Source organism: Hartmannibacter diazotrophicus (assembly GCF_900231165.1).
GTDB classification, from domain to species: Bacteria; Pseudomonadota; Alphaproteobacteria; order Rhizobiales; family Pleomorphomonadaceae; genus Hartmannibacter; species Hartmannibacter diazotrophicus.
This window is the reverse complement of record NZ_LT960614.1, coordinates 1,753,022-1,768,220: the sequence shown is the minus strand read 5'-3', so window position 1 is coordinate 1,768,220 and position 15,199 is coordinate 1,753,022. Positions and strand designations below refer to the sequence as shown.

13 protein-coding genes are annotated in these 15,199 nt (G+C 64.7%); 2 read left to right on the top strand and 11 right to left on the bottom strand.

The features are described from left to right. The first annotated feature begins 95 nt into the window (after nt 1-95). A complete protein-coding gene (locus HDIA_RS08180) occupies nt 96-380 on the top strand; it encodes a helix-turn-helix transcriptional regulator (RefSeq protein ID WP_099555723.1) in 285 nt (94 codons plus the stop codon). On the opposite strand, the gene HDIA_RS08175 is transcribed toward HDIA_RS08180, so the two are convergent. Further along, nucleotides 346-1,602 (bottom strand): tyrosine-type recombinase/integrase, encoded by a 1,257-nt coding sequence (locus HDIA_RS08175; protein ID WP_099555722.1) that lies wholly within the window; start codon nt 1,600-1,602, stop codon nt 346-348. The two genes, HDIA_RS08180 and HDIA_RS08175, sit on opposite strands and share 35 nt — an antisense overlap. Nucleotides 1,603-1,896: 294 nt before the next feature. Next, the gene (gene guaA, locus HDIA_RS08170; RefSeq protein ID WP_099555721.1) at nt 1,897-3,447 is read right to left on the bottom strand and encodes a glutamine-hydrolyzing GMP synthase; all 1,551 of its coding nucleotides are present in this window, start codon (nt 3,445-3,447) and stop codon (nt 1,897-1,899) included. A 337-nt stretch (nt 3,448-3,784) separates the two neighbouring features. On the opposite strand from guaA, the gene HDIA_RS08165 reads away from it, so the two are divergent. Beyond that, nucleotides 3,785-6,334, top strand: a complete 2,550-nt coding sequence (locus HDIA_RS08165; protein ID WP_162292621.1) for a tetratricopeptide repeat protein — start codon at nt 3,785-3,787, stop codon at nt 6,332-6,334. Between the two features lie 107 nt (nt 6,335-6,441). Here the strand turns inward: HDIA_RS08165 and HDIA_RS08160 are convergent, their stop codons facing one another. The 9 genes from HDIA_RS08160 to HDIA_RS08120 form a co-directional block, all read right to left on the bottom strand. Then, the gene (locus HDIA_RS08160) at nt 6,442-7,236 is read right to left on the bottom strand and encodes a pentapeptide repeat-containing protein (RefSeq protein ID WP_099555719.1); all 795 of its coding nucleotides are present in this window, start codon (nt 7,234-7,236) and stop codon (nt 6,442-6,444) included. 79 nt (nt 7,237-7,315) lie between these two features. Continuing rightward, entirely contained in the window at nt 7,316-8,545 is a 1,230-nt protein-coding gene (locus HDIA_RS08155) for an RsmB/NOP family class I SAM-dependent RNA methyltransferase (protein ID WP_245884204.1), read from the bottom strand. 77 nt (nt 8,546-8,622) lie between these two features. Beyond that, on the bottom strand, nt 8,623-9,048 hold the full coding sequence (locus tag HDIA_RS08150; RefSeq protein WP_099555717.1) for an MAPEG family protein: 426 nt from the start codon (nt 9,046-9,048) through the stop codon (nt 8,623-8,625). After that, on the bottom strand, nt 9,048-10,553 hold the full coding sequence (guaB, locus tag HDIA_RS08145; RefSeq protein ID WP_099555716.1) for an IMP dehydrogenase: 1,506 nt from the start codon (nt 10,551-10,553) through the stop codon (nt 9,048-9,050). Before guaB ends, HDIA_RS08150 begins: the two co-directional genes overlap by 1 nt. Nucleotides 10,554-10,795: 242 nt before the next feature. Then, on the bottom strand, nt 10,796-11,251 hold the full coding sequence (locus HDIA_RS08140) for a hypothetical protein (protein ID WP_099555715.1): 456 nt from the start codon (nt 11,249-11,251) through the stop codon (nt 10,796-10,798). Nucleotides 11,252-11,449: 198 nt separating this feature from the next. Further along, nucleotides 11,450-12,205 (bottom strand): RlmE family RNA methyltransferase, encoded by a 756-nt coding sequence (locus HDIA_RS08135; protein WP_099558775.1) that lies wholly within the window; start codon nt 12,203-12,205, stop codon nt 11,450-11,452. Continuing rightward, entirely contained in the window at nt 12,171-13,559 is a 1,389-nt protein-coding gene (locus HDIA_RS08130) for a Ppx/GppA phosphatase family protein (protein ID WP_425432929.1), read from the bottom strand. The genes HDIA_RS08135 and HDIA_RS08130 overlap by 35 nt, the downstream gene beginning before the upstream one ends. A 334-nt stretch (nt 13,560-13,893) precedes the next feature. Beyond that, nucleotides 13,894-14,541, bottom strand: coding sequence for a glutathione S-transferase family protein (locus tag HDIA_RS08125; protein ID WP_099555713.1), 648 nt, complete (start codon nt 14,539-14,541; stop codon nt 13,894-13,896). A gap of 43 nt (nt 14,542-14,584) precedes the next feature. After that, complete coding sequence (locus tag HDIA_RS08120; RefSeq protein ID WP_099555712.1) at nt 14,585-15,109, bottom strand: single-stranded DNA-binding protein; 525 nt, start codon at nt 15,107-15,109, stop codon at nt 14,585-14,587. Between the last annotated feature and the right edge of the window lie 90 nt (nt 15,110-15,199).

The window sequence follows — 15,199 nt, the reverse complement described above, 5'->3', positions numbered from 1 at the left end:
CGCTATAGCCCGAAATTGCCGCACGGCAGTTTGGAGGGGCTTCCAGCATCGACATCTATCGTTCTCAATCGCCACAGCAATGAAGGAGATTGAGCATGGCAAAGATCGAAACTACGCAAATTCGGAGAACAATCCGGCGGCACCAGTTGCGCGAGATGGTGCCGATGGCCGACAGCACGATTTATGAAATGGAGCAACGTGGCGAGTTCCCCCGTCGGTTCGCGCTCTCGCCACGTTGTATCGTTTGGGACCTGGCCGAGGTCGAGGCCTGGCTGATGGCACGGCGGGCTGCCCCGATCCGTCGAGCACAGCACCCTGACGTCACCAAGCGGAAAACCCGCCCGGTCAAAGAGCGGGATCAAGCTCCATCAAGGGCATAGCTTGCGGCAAAAGCGTGGGGGCATGCTTCCGACCATCGATCCAGGCGTCCACGGTATCCGCCCACTGCTGCATCATATGCCGGCGCTGCACCTCATACTCGGCCTTGTTGTAGACGCCGCGCGATGAACGCCCGTCCTCGTGCGCCAGGCACTTTTCGATCCAGTCGCTGTTAAAGCCCAGCTCATTTAGCAGCGTCGAGCCCGTTCGGCGCAGATCATGGACCGTGAAAGGCTCCAGCGGCAGCCCCTCCTTCTTGGCCTGCTCGACGACGGCGTAGGTAATGCGGTTGAAGGTCGCGCGGGACATGGGCGCGTCCGCGTCGTACCGAGATGGCAGCAAGTATCGGGAGTTGCCGGAGCAGGTCTTGAGCGCGATCATGATGTCCAACGTCTGCCGGCACAGGTAGACGTTGTGCGGCTTCGACCGCTTCATGCGCTCCTTCGGGATGGTCCAGACGGCGTTGTCGAAATCGATCTCGTCCCATACCGCATCCTGCAGCTCGCTCTTCCGGACCATGGTGAGGAGGTAAAGCTTCATGCCGAGGCGGATTGTCGGCAGCGTCGCGACATGCTCGAGCTGTTTGAACATGATGCGGATCTCGGCGGGTGAAAGCGCGCGGTCCTTCGGCGTAAAGGTGGCGATCGAGGCCGGACCGACGCCATCGGCTGGATTGGCGACTTTCTCGCCATGCAGAATGGCGAAGCCGTAAATCTGCTTCAGGATATCCCGCACATGGATGGCGGTGGCAGGGGCGCCCCGTTCGACGATCTTGCCGCAATGCGCGCGCAGGTCATCAGGTGTAATCTCTGTCAGGAGACGATTCCGCCAGACGGGCATGAGTTCGCGCTCGAAGATGGAGCGACGCATCGCGCGCGTGCTGTCGGCCATGGTCGCGTTGGTCAGCCATTTTTCGCCGAATTCGCCGAAGCTCTTTGCCTCCTTGATCCGGCGCTTCTCCCGCTGCTTCTCGATGGCGGGGGACCGCCCTTCGGCGATCGCCCGCCGCGCATCGATACATAGCTCGCGAGCCCTGGCGAGCGATATCCCGTCACGGGCATACCTACCGAGATAGACAGTCTCCCGTCTGCCGTTCAGCCGATAGTCGAGCCTGAACGAGATGGCACCCGACGGCGCGACGCGCACATACATGCCGTCACGATCGGATACCTTGTACATTTTGGCTTTTGGTTTCAAGCACTTGAGTGCTGCATCGGTCAACATTTCGGGCCTCCTTGCGGAAAAGTACCGTCACGCGGTTTTTGGAGGCCGATGGCGTCGAAAACGCTTATATTTCAGCGTATTAGCTCGAAAAAAGTACCGTCATTGGCCTCGTTTGACCTGACGGTACTTTCGTTTTCCCGGTTGATCAATGGGGGCGAGGCCCGTCAGCAAGGCCGACGAGCGCGATCTATGCCCACCGATAGATGTCGATAGGCATAGAAGGAATTTAGTTTTGTTTTCAGTTGGTTAGATCGTATTTCAGCGTAAAATCGGCGGCGTTCGGATGGGCCTGAATCATTCCCACTCGATCGTGCCCGGGGGCTTCGACGTCACGTCGTAGACGACGCGGTTGACGCCCTTGACCTCGTTGATGATGCGGGTCGCGACCTTGCCGAGGAAGGTCATGTCATAGTGGTAGAAGTCGGCGGTCATGCCGTCGATCGAGGTGACGGCGCGCAGGGCCAGCACGTTCTCATAGGTGCGTCCGTCGCCCATGACGCCGACGGTCTGGACCGGGAGCAGCACGGCGAAGGCCTGCCAGATGGCGTCGTAAAGGCCCTCGTTGCGGATTTCCTCCAGATAGATGGCATCCGCCTCGCGCAGGACTTCAAGCTTCTCGCGGGTGACGCCGCCCGGGCAGCGGATCGCAAGGCCCGGCCCCGGGAAGGGATGGCGGCCGATGAAGCTGTCGGGCAGGCCGAGTTCGTGGCCGAGCGCCCTCACCTCGTCCTTGAAGAGCTCGCGCAGCGGCTCGACGAGCTGCATGTTCATGCGCTCGGGTAGGCCGCCGACATTGTGGTGGCTCTTGATCGTGACCGAGGGACCGCCGGAGAAGGAGACGCTCTCGATGACGTCCGGATAGAGGGTGCCCTGAGCCAGAAAGTCGGCGCCGCCGAGCTTCTTGGCCTCTTCCTCGAAAATCTCGATGAAGAGGCGACCGATGGTCTTGCGCTTCTTTTCCGGATCCGCCTCACCCTCAAGCTCCGAGATGAAGCGGTCGGAGGCATCGACGAGGATCAGCGGCAGATTGTAATGCTCGCGGAACATGGCGCAGACGTCGCGCGCCTCGTTCTTGCGCATCAGGCCATGGTCGACGAGGATGCAGGTCAGCTGGTCGCCGACGGCCTCGTGGATCAGAAGCGCGGCCACGGAGGAATCGACGCCGCCCGACAGGGCGCAGATGACCTTGCCCTTGCCGACCTGCTTGCGGATCTGCTCGATCGCCTGATCGCGGTAGGCGGCCATGGTCCAGTCGCCCGTGCAGCCGGCGACCTTCCTGACGAAGTTCGCCAGCAGCTTGCCGCCGTCCGGCGTATGGACGACCTCGGGGTGGAACTGCACGGCGTAGAACTTGCGCTTTTCGTCCGCGACGGCGGCGAAGGGCGCGCCCGGCGAGGTCGCAACGACCTTGAAGCCCGGAGGAAGATCGGTGACGCGGTCGCCGTGGCTCATCCACACTTGGTGGCGCGTGCCCTTGGCCCAGATGCCCTCGAAGAGCTTGCAGTCCTCGGCGATCTCGATGAAGGCGCGGCCGAATTCGCGGTGCGGGTCGGCCTCGACATGGCCGCCGAGCTGGGCGCACATCGTGTGCTCGCCGTAGCAGATGCCGAGAACCGGAATGCCGGCGTCGAAGATCTCCTGCGGCGCACGCGGCGAGCCGATGTCGGACGTGCTCGCGGGGCTGCCGGACAGGATCACGGCCTTCGGTTTCATGCGCTCGAAGGCGGGACCTGCGGACTGGAACGGAACAATCTCGGAATAAACGCCGGCCTCGCGAACGCGGCGGGCGATCAACTGCGTGACCTGACTACCGAAATCGATGATGAGAATGCCGTCGTGGTCCATCTGCCTGTCACTCCTAGGCTACCAAAAACGAGTGGTTAGGTGACAGCCTCCTGCAAATCAAGGGAAAAGGCTCAGCGCATGGCTGATCCTCTTTTCTGCATCGCCTGGGCACGAATACAGTGGAGACAGCCGCCACAGCATTTTCTTCTTTTGCCAGCACGAACTAAAATTGATCTGGTGCCACGGTGCGAATCGCATGGGGAGCGATATTCGGACCGAGACATCTTGCGGGGGGCGGCCGGTCCGAAGATGTCGGCGATGTGGACATTGCAGGCAGACCAAACAGGTCGAAGAACAACGAACCAGATTTCCGGTCCCGCCAAGAGGTCCATGGCCCATGCCGCAGGAATTTTTCAGTGCCCTTCCGGCCGACCCGTTCGACGATGCCCTGGCACGGCATCGCGAGGGCGAACTGGAAAAGGCGATTGAATCCTACCGGGCCCTCCTCGTTCTGAAGCCCGCCGATCCGCATGTGATGCAGCTTCTCGGCGTCGCCCTCTTCCAGCGCGGCGACCAGGCGGCGGGCCTCCTGCATCTCCAGCGCGCCTATGCCCTAAGCGCTGACGACCCGACAATCGCGGGCAATTTCGCCAAGGCGCTGCAATCCGCCGGCAAGACCAGTGACGCGATTCCGATCCTCAGGCGGTTGCTGCGCACCAGCGCCGATCACCAGCATCTGAAAGAACGGCTGGCCACGATCTGCCGCCTCGCCGGCTATCTGGACGAAGCTGAAAAGCTCTACCGCGAACTGATCAAGACCGAGGGCTCGCTGCCGAAACACGTGGAGGGTCTTGCGCGGGTGCTCGCGCAAGACGGGCGCAAGATGGAAGCGGCCGAACTTCTCAGCGAGCATCTCGTCTCCCAGGGGCGATCCCATGGCCCGATGGTCTATCTCGCCGGCATCCTCGGCGATCTCGGGCATCTTGCCGACGCGGCGGGCCTCTACGAGCAAGCCGTCAAGCTGAAGCCGGAGGATATCGCCACAAGGCTGCTGCACATTCGCACGCTGATGCTGGCCGAGGACTTCGATTCCGCCTTTGCCACGGGCCTTGAAGCCCTCGAGGTCTTCCCGAAAGAGGCGAGCCTTCACATCACCGTCGGCAACGTGCTGGTCGAGGCCGGCCATGTGCCCGAGGCGTTGCTGCACTTCCGGGAGGCGGTCAACCTCGACCGCGAGAATGCCCAGGCGCTTGCAGCCACGGCCGCCTGCGCGATGCGGCTCGACCAGAAGGAGGCGGCGGGCCGGCTCGCGGCCCGAGCGATCGAACTCGACGCGAGCGGCGCGCGCGGCTATCTCGTGCTTGCCTCGCTTGCGCGCGAACTCGGCTCGCCCGAAGAGGCCCTGCGGCTCTATGAGGAGGCGCTTTCCAAGGGCGCCGACAGCGCCCAGGTCCGCTTCGAGCTCGCCTCGATCCTCGCCGAGGATCCGGCAAAGCTCTCCGCCGCGCTCGAACATCTGCTTGCCGGCCTCAACATGGACCCGCAGCACTACGCGGCGTGGTGCCTTGCCCGTCATGTCGCCCGGATGCTGGCCCGCCACGACATTCTCGCCGAACTCGACAGCCGCAACGACTTCCGCTCCTACGACCGGCGCGTTCATCCGCCGCTGCCCTCATGGCTGCTCGACGAGACCGACGATCCGCAGGAGCATCTGGACCACGCAAGGCGCTACTGGGACCGCAACGCCTTTCGTGCGAACGAGATCTTCGCCCGTTCGCCGAAGCCGATGCTGCCGCCGCCGCCCGAACCCGACGACAAGATCGTCATCGGCTATGTCTCCGGCCGGTTCCACGAACCCGACACGGCACCGCGCCTTGCCGGGTTACTGGAGCTGCACGATCGTCGCCGGTTTTCGATTCACGCCTATTGCCATTCGCCGCAGCTTGAAAACTCGGTCGCCAAGCGCCTCAAGTCGGGCGTCGATCTCTACCAGTCGATCAAGGGCATGGGCGCCGTCGAGTTCGCCAACACGATCGCCCGCAACGGCGTTCACATCCTTGTCGATCTCGATGGCTACCGGGAGGGATCGCGGATCGGCTACATGGGCCTCAGGGCCGCTCCCATCCAGGTGTCCTGGCTCGGCTATCCCGGCAGCAGCGGCAGCGATGCCATCGACTACCTGATCGCCGACCGGATCGCGACGCCGGATGGCGCAACGCCCTATCACTCGGAAAATCTCGTCCGCGTGCCCTATTGCCACTATGTGCACGACACGCGGCGCCGGATCGAGCCTATCCGGCCGCGGCGATCGGAATTCGGCCTGCCGGACAATGCCTTCGTGCTGGCATGCTTCGGCAATCCCAACAAGGTCGGCGCCGAGACCCTTGCGACCTGGTCGAGCATCCTGAGTCAGACCCCACGCTCCGTGCTCTGGCTGCGCAACAGGACGGCGGAGGTCAGCGAGAATATCAAGACCGCCTTCGCACATCAGGGCATCGATCCGAACCGCATCATCATTTCGCCCTATCTCGACGAGGCCAAGCATCTTGCCCGCCTGCCGCTCGCCGATCTTTGCCTCGACACCTTTCCGCATGGGTCGCGAACGGCGAGCTGCGAAGCGCTGTGGATGGGCGTGCCGGTGCTGACACGGTCCGGCAACTCCTTTTCCTCGCGCGTGACGGCCAGCATGCTCGTCAATGTCGGCCTGCCCGATCTGATCTGCCCGGACGATGCCGCGTTCGAGGCGAAGGTCGTCTCGCTCGTCAAGGCGGCCGAGCGTCTCCGGCCGATGCGCGACCACCTCCTGCAACGGCGTCAGAACCTGCCGCTTTTCGACATGCTGCGGTTTGCCGCTCATCTGGAGGCAGCTTTCACCGCGATGGTCGACCGCTGGCGCAAGGATCTCCCGCCCGAAGCCATCGACATCGCGCCTCTTTCGCGCGGCTGAGACGGTTCTGGCCACGGACGGATCAAGGGCGGTTAGCGGGTGCGTTCCCGTGTGCTCGCAAGCCGGCCATCACGGGAAGGCTCTCAAGAGCCTCCGTGCGATGAGGCCTACTTGCGGATTGCCGCATCGAGCCCGACGGCCTTGTCCAGATGCATCGGCTGTCCCTTCAGATCGACAAGCTTGGCCGACTGCAGTTCCGTGCCGGTGAAATCCGCCCCATCGACGTTGGCGCCGCTGAAGTCGGCGCCGCTCGCCTCCATGCGCACGAGGCTGGCACCCGAGAAGTCAGCGCCGGTGAAATTGGTGAATTCCGCCTGAGCGCGGTCCATGTTCGCGCCGACGAGCTTGGCGTCCGTCAGGTCGGCGCCGGACAGCACGCCGCGCATCAGGCCCATGGACTGGTTGCGCATGTCGGCGGAGAAGTCGACGTGCGACAGGTCGGCCCGGATCAATCTCGCCCTCGTCAGGTCGCTGGCAACGCGGGCACCGGCGAGATTGGCGTCATCCAGCTTGGCCTCCTGCATCTGAGCCTGGAAAAACTCGGCCTCGCGCAGGTCGGCCTGCGAGAAATCGGCCTTCAGCAGCCAGGCCTGATCGAACTTGGCGCCGCGTAGATTGGCCTCCGCGAACTGTGTGCCGTTCAGCTTGGCGGCGGTGAAATCGGCTCCGCTGAGATCGAGACCGGAAAGGTCCAGACCATTGAGCTTCATGCCACGAAAGCTCGGCGGACTGCCGCCTTTCGCTTTCTTGAGCATGGCTTCGACGTCGGCTCTCGTCAGGTCCGACTGGGTCATGTCGGACGAGCCAAGGTCGAGATATTTCAGCATGTCCTGCGCCTGCGACCGGCTGGCAAAAGCCAGCAGCGCAAGAGCGCCCAGGAAAAGGGTTTGTCGGCGGTTCATGAGCCTGTCCTCCCGATCGGCTTTTGACCAAGGAGAACGCAATGCCCCGTCAAAGGGGACTCAATTCGCCGTGATGCCCTCAGCCACGATGCCGCAGCAGGCAGACGAAGAAGCCATCCGTGGAGGTCAGATAGGGCGAAAGGCGCAGGCCGGTTCCCTTGCCCACCGCAAGGCCGACATGGGGCGGCAGCGGCTTTCCAGTCACCGGCTGCCAAAATGCCGCGGTATCCTCGACGGCAAAGGCGGGATGGCGCTTCAGAAAAGCGTCGAGGCGGTCCTCGTTTTCTTCCGGCAACAGCGAGCAGGTGATGTAGCAGATTCGCCCACCCGGCCGGGTCAGCCGGGCCGCGCGGTCCAGCACCTCGTCCTGCTGCATCAGGCGCGTCGCCAGCGCGCCGGGTGCCAGCCGCCATTTGGCGTCGGGGCGCCTGCGCCAGGTTCCCGTGCCGGTGCATGGTGCGTCGACGACGACGAGATCGGCGGTTCCATCGAGCGGGGCCAGCGGATCGGGGCCGCGCGGCTCGACGATCTCGATCGTCTGGGTGCCCGCACGGGCGATGCGATCGAGGATGTCGCCGAAACGGCGCTTGTCGTTGTCGTAGGCGTGAATTCGAACCGAAGGGCCGAGACGGGCCGCGAGCGCAAGGGACTTGCCACCGCCGCCGGCGCAAAGATCGACAACGTTCGTCGCCCCGCCTTCGGCGGCAATCAGCGAGGCCAACTGGCTGCCTTCGTCCTGAACCTCGAATTCCCCGCGCTTGAAGGCGAATTCGGAGACGACATGCGGCGCCTTGGCATCGGCCTCGCCAACAGGAACGCGGACACCGATGGGCGACCACGGCGTCGGCGTGGCATCGAGCGGACCCAGTGCGGAGAGGACCGCCGCGCGGTCGGCCTTCGTCGTGTTGACGCGCAGGTCCACGTCGGCCCTTGCGGCGAGCGCCTCACCTTCGGCGACGAGCCGGTCGTCAAGAGCGCGGCGGAACGAACCGATCAGCCACTCGGGCAGATTGGCCCGCACATGGTCCGGCGCATCACCCGGCAGTGCTGGCGCCTCCAGCGCGCGCCTTTCGTCCGGGGAAAGAGCCGGCGGCGCGTGGCGGTCGTCCGGATCGAGCACGGCGTCAAGACCGGCAAGACCCCGGTTCCAGGTCAGCGCATAGGCCGCAAGCACCCTCGCCCGCACCGTGTCGCTGCCCATGATGGCACTCAGCGACGACTGGCGCCGCAGCACGTCGAAGACGAGATTGCCGATGGCATTGCGGTCCTTCGACCCGGCAAAGCGATGGCCAAGGCCCCAGTCTTTCAAGGCATCCTGGGCCGGACGTCGCCGTTTCTCCAAATCTTCGAGAATCTCGATTGCGGCTGCAAGCCGCCCGCCATCCCTCATGATGCCAACATTCCCACCGCAATTTCGATAACCAGTATGATCGCCATGATCATGAGGCAGGAAACACCCAGCATGAAGACTTTCGGCCGTGTCGGAAGGTGATTGGCCCCGGTATGGACCGCCCTGTGCGCGACACGCAGCGCGACATAGGCCCAGGCGAGAATCGCCAGCGGCAGGCTCGCGAGTTCCAGGACCAGCGCGAGAAGCACGAGCCCGTAGAAGAGCGTCGGCGTCTCGAACTGGTTGTTCATGTTGTTGGAGAGCTTGAGGACGTCGTCAGGCCAGGCACGCGAGTCGAGCGCGATCTCGGACAATCGGACCCGACGGGCGCCCACGCACGCAAAGCGGGCCCGGGCCGCCCGGAACATCAGGATCATTTGCGCCATCATCGCAAGCGCCATCAGCCCGACCGCCGCCGTCATCACACACTACCGGGATAGTTCGGGCTCTCGCGGGTGATGGTGACATCATGTGCATGGCTTTCCCGCATACCGGCATTGGAGATGCGGATGAACTGCGCCTTTTCCTGCAATTCGGAGATGGTCTTGGCACCGACATAGCCCATGGCCGCGCGCACGCCGCCGGCAAGCTGATGCAGAACGCCGCCGATCGGCCCCTTGTAAGGCACCTGACCCTCGATGCCTTCCGGCACGAGCTTCAGGGAATCGGTCACCTCGGACTGGAAATAGCGGTCTGCCGAGCCGCGCGCCATCGCGCCGACGGACCCCATGCCGCGGTAGGACTTGTAGCTGCGGCCCTGGTGCAGGTAGACCTCGCCGGGGCTTTCCTCGGTGCCGGCAAAAAGCGAGCCGATCATGGCCGCGGAAGCGCCCGCCGCCAGTGCCTTGGCGACGTCGCCGGAGAAGCGGATGCCGCCGTCGGCGATCACCGGAACGCCGGAGTCCTGCGCGGCGCGAACGCCTTCCATGATGGCGGTGAGCTGCGGCACGCCGACACCGGCGACGATGCGCGTGGTGCAGATCGACCCCGGGCCGATGCCGATCTTGACCGCGTCGGCGCCAGCGTCGATGAGCGCCTTGGTCGCGTCGGCCGTCGCAACGTTACCGGCGAGAATCTGCGTGCGGTTGGAAATCCGCTTCACCTTGCGCACAGCCTCGAGCACGCGCTCGGAATGACCGTGGGCCGTGTCGACGACGAGGAGATCGACGCCCGCGTCGATCAACCGCTGCGAACGCTCGTAACCCGCATCGCCCACCGTGGTGGCGGCGGCAACGCGCAGGCGCCCCTGATCGTCCTTGGCGGCATTCGGGTGAAGCTGCGCCTTCTCGATGTCCTTCACGGTGATGAGGCCGATGCAGTTGTAGGCATCGTCGACGACCACCAGCTTTTCGATGCGGTGGGTGTGCAGCAGGCGCTTGGCCTCGTCCTGGCTGACACCCTCGCGAACCGTCACGAGGTTCTTGTGGGTCATCAGTTCCCGGATCGGCTGATCAGGGTGCGTGGCGAAGCGGACATCGCGATTGGTGAGGATACCGACGAGCTTGCCGATCAGCTGTCCACCGGCACCGGCGTTCTCGACCACCGGGATGCCGGAAATGTTGAAGGCCTTCATGACGTCGAGGGCCTGCTGCAAGGTGGCGTCCGGGCCGATGACGACCGGATTGACGACCATGCCCGATTCGAACTTCTTGACCTGCCGCACATGCTCGGCCTGCACTTCCGGCGTCAGGTTGCGGTGAATGACGCCGATGCCGCCGGCCTGTGCCATGGCAATCGCCAGACGGGCCTCGGTGACGGTGTCCATCGCCGAGGAAATGATCGGGATATTCAGCTCGATTTCGCGGGTCAGGCGGGTGCGAAGGTCGGTTTCGGCTGGAAGCACTTCCGAGTGCCCGGGGGTCAGCAGCACGTCGTCGAAGGTAAGCGCCAGCGTTCCGCCGTGGGCGGGCTCGAAAAAGATGGCCATCAGGTCAACTCCCGGAACTTGGGGTCAGGCGCGGCAGCAAAGTGGGGCAAACGGGGTCCAGGAACGGAAGGATGAAACGCCCTCGCCTGCCTCATGCCGCGCGCAAAAGGATGGCGCGGGTCTCTAACACGCTTTTTACATAAGGCAAAGCAAAACGGTGAGATGCAAGGCTGTCATGCACGCCTGCGGCCCTGCACCGGCGCACGCAGTTCCCGAGGCCGCATCCCGTTCGCCGTCTCCGCCTATTGGCACCACGCGACAGGGAGCACCGAGCGCCAGGCGCTGCAGTCCTTCGGACCGCCAAAAGGAGGCTCGAAAGGGCTGAACATTTCGCTCGCGACCGTCCAGCCGCCGCCCCGGCGCAACAGGAGAGCATAAATTCCCGGATATTCGTTCGGATCGTAGCCGTATTTGCGCGCGTTGGGCGTCCCGGCCATATCGATTGCCTTGCCGCCCGGCCGCTGCATCTTGAGAGCGGCGTAGGCGCGATCACCGAAGACCTTAAGATCCTCGACAACGAATTCGACCGGCGCGCCAACATGGGACGCCGCAACAGGCCTGACCGCATCCATGATCGCCGCGCGCTCGGCCGAGCCACGTTTGGGCTCGTAGGCGTTCTGGGCCGCGGCAGGACCTGCCGCCAAGGCAACCTGAGCGAGGAGGACGAAGCCGAGACTTACGAGGAGGAGAAGACGCATTCGAGATCGCTCCTGCGCGGGAGGGAGGGCGAAGACCTGCTCAGCAGAAGGCAAGGTCCGATCGGATCGATCATCTGCCAAAAGGCATGATCACAATCGGTCATGGACCAGCTTCACCGCGAATCGTCTTCGAAGCCATTCAAAGACGCCGGCCGGCGGTCAAAACCCGCTCTGGCGAGACACTGGAGCGCAATGCGTTCAGTCTTCCGTCTGATCCGCCCTGCCCTTGAACCCGCGCGCCACGAGATAGAGTTCGACGCTTTCCTGCCGGCTCGACGGCGGCTTGACGTGCACGACCGTCGAGAAATGGCGCTTCAGCTGCGCCAGCAGTTCGTTCTCGGTGCCGCCGCGGAACACCTTCGCGACAAAGGCTCCGCCGGGCTTCAGCACGTTGATGGCGAAGTCGGCGGCCACCTCGCACAGATGCATGGTGCGCAGATAGTCGGTCTTGTGGTGCCCCGTGGTCGGCGCGGCCATGTCGGAGAGGACAAGATCCGGCGCCTCGCCGCCGAGCGCCGCGATGAGCTGATCGGGTGCATCCTCGTCGAGAAAATCCTTTTGGAGCAGCACGACGCCCGGAATCGGGTCCAGTTCCAGATAGTCGATGCCGACGACGAGCGGATTCGCGGCAGTCGAACCGACCTTCTTGGCCGCCACCTGGCTCCAGCCGCCCGGCGCGACGCCAAGATCGACGACGCGCTGGCCCGGCTTCAGCAAATGGCATTTCTCGTCGATCTCGATGATCTTGAAGGCGGCTCGCGAGCGCCAGCCCTCGCGCCTGGCCTTGACGACATAGGGGTCGTTGAGCTGTCGCTCCAGCCAGCGCGCCGAGGAGGCCGTGCGGCCGCGCGCGGTCTTCACGCGCACCTTCAGCCCGGTGTCTGCGCGCCCCTTGCCCGGCTTTTTCGGTTTCTTGTCGTCAGCCACGCCCGCCTCCCGGCCTTTGCGAGCCATGCTGGTGATGCCCAGGACCACGCCGACGCCACACGCCGTCGCGCGCCATCAATTCCACGAGAATCCCCTCGCGCAGCCCCCGGTCCGCCACCCGCAGCCTCTGGCAGGGCCAGCGGCGGCGAATCGCCTCCAGGATGGCGCAGCCGGCCATGACGAGATCGGCCCTGTCAGTGCCGATGCAGGGATTGGAGATCCGCGCCTCGAAGGGCATGTCGAGCAGTTGCTCGATCATCGAGCCGACATCATTCGATTCAAGCCAGATGCCGTCCACCTTGCGGCGGTCGTAGCGTTTCAGGCCGAGGTGGACGCCCGCAAGCGTCGTCACCGTGCCGGACGTTCCGAGCATATGCATACCGCCGGCCTCGATCAGGCGGCCGAGTTCCTCCACCCCCTCGAAACCGTCGAGCATGCCGCTGACCTCGTCGACCATCTGGTCGAAGATCTCGCGGGTGACGCAGACGCCGCCATGACGCTCCGACAAGGTCACGACGCCGACCGGCAGCGACGTCCAGGCGCGAATGTAGCGCGTCAGCGCGAAGCCGCGCGCTCGGCCGCGTTCGCGAAGGTCCAGCCAGACGAGTTCCGACGAACCGCCGCCGATATCGAAGAGCAGGACGCCGTTGGCGTAAGGGTCGACCAGCGTCACGCAGCCGGCGACCGCCAGCCGCGCCTCGGTCTTGCGGTCAACGATCTCCAGGGACAGGCCCGTCTCCCGGCGGACCCGTTCCAGGAAGACAACGCCGTTTTCCGCCGCGCGGCAGGCCTCCGTCGCGATCAGGCGCATGCGATGAACGTTGTGATCGGCCATCTTGGAGCGGCAGACGGCCAGGGCCTCGACAGCGCGATCCATCGCCGGCTGCGACAGCCGGCCCGAGCGGCCGATCCCCTCGCCGAGACGCACGATCCGCGAAAAGGCATCGACCACGCGAAAGCCGCGTTCCTGCGGTTCGGCGATCAGCAGCCGGCAATTGTTGGTGCCAAGATCAAGGGCGGCGTACAGCGGCGACTCGCGGCGCATGCCCGGTTCGGCGCCGTTGCTGCGCCTGCGCCCTTCGCCGGCCGGGTGGGGTCTGCGCGCCTGGTCCGGGCTTCGCGGCTCGCCGGCACGTGCGTGCTCCGGCATGCGCGCCTTGTCACCGCTCCTTGCGCGATGCTTTTCCGCCGTGGCATTTCCGCCGGCCTCGCGGGGACGAGCCGACTGGTCGCCGCCGGGGCGGCGCGACGGCGGCGAGCGGAGGCCGCGCAGGTCTCCCGCCGGCCCGTGGCCCGGCTGCTTGCCACGCCGCTTGCGATGCCGGCGCTTTCGCCCGGCTCCTGCCCCGCCTTCGGCGTGGTCGGCTGCTGGATGGTTCACCTGTTCGGCCGGGGACGCAGATTGTCCATCGGCAACGGGGCCTGTCCCTTGCGGACGGCGCTTGCGGCGGCGTGCCGCCCGTTTGCCCATGCCCCCCTTTTCAGCCGTCGCGCCCTTGTCATTCGGCGTGGCGTCTCCGGCAGGGGAGAAATCTGCGCGGCCGTTACTCTCGCCCGCGTCGGTCAAAGCCTGTCTCCTGCACGCGGCGCGAACCCTTCATGGAAGGCTCAAGCGCGGCATGCCTCATTCACGTTGCCCTTAAGGTAGCAGCGGATTCAGGCAAAGGCAAAGAAATGTCACAAAATCGGCATGATCGAAAAGGCAGCGATCCCGCTCAGTCGACCTCGTCGGCGACGACGACCCAGGTCTCCTTCTTCGCCGCCGCGATCCACTCGACCATCGGTGGATGCGCATGGATCGCATCCACATAGGCGGCCTCGACAGGTCCGAGTTCAACGCCATACGTGCGGAAGCGACTTGCGACCGGCGCGAAGACGCAATCAATCGCGCCGAAGGCGCCGCAGAGAAAGGGGCCGTCCTGGCCGAAGCACTTGCGCGCCTCGCGCCAGATCTCCGTGATGCGGGCGGTATCGCGTGCCGCGCCCTCGGTCGCCGGACGTTCGGCGATCGGCCGGCGAATGTTCATGGGCCAGTGATTGCGCACATCGGGAAAGCCCGAATGCATTTCCGCGGAGACGGACCGGGCAAAGGCGCGCGCGGCCTTGTCCGCCGGCCAGAGGCCGCAATCCGGGTATTGCTCGGCGAGATATTCGATGATCGCCAGCGAATCCCAGACGGTGATGTCGCCATCGACGAGCACCGGCACCCGGCCGGCCGACGAATGCCGGGCGACCTCGGACTTGAACTCGGGCGTATCGAGATCAATCACCACCGTCTCGAAATCGGCTCCCGTCTGGCGGGCGGCAAGCCAGCCCCGCAGCGACCAGCTCGAATAATTGCAATTACCGACGACCAGCTTCATGACGCCTCACCTGCCGACCCAACGCCTTTGAACGCCCGCCCGCTCAGAACGGGATTTCGTCGTCCATGTCGGAGGAATAGCCGCCGCGCGATCCGCCGCCGCCGGTCGAGGACGCCGCACGACCGCTGGAGCCACCGCTGCGCTCCATCGGGCTGGAACGGCCAAAGTCCGATCCGCCGCCGCTGCCGCCACCGAAGTCACCCTCGCCGCGCTCACCCCGGCCGTCGAGCATCGTGAGCGTCGAGTTGAAGCCCTGCAGCACGATCTCGGTCGAATAGCGCTTCTGGCCACTCTGGTCGTCCCATTCGCGGGTCTGCAACTGACCCTCGATATAGACCTTGGCGCCCTTGCGAAGATACTGCTCGGCGACCTTGCAAAGCCCCTCGTTGAAGATGACGACGCGATGCCATTCCGTCTTCTCGCGGCGCTCGCCGCTGTTGCGGTCGCGCCAGCTTTCGGATGTCGCGACACGAAGATTGGCGATCGGGCGGCCGTCCTGCGTTCGGCGGATTTCCGGATCCGCCCCAAGGTTGCCGACCAGAATGACCTTGTTGACGCTGCCCGCCATGACCTTTGCTCCTTGAACTCATTGGATTTATGCCCGCACGCGCCTGATTGATGTTCGCGCGCGCAGGCGGCGGGAAGAGCCTTCCCGCAG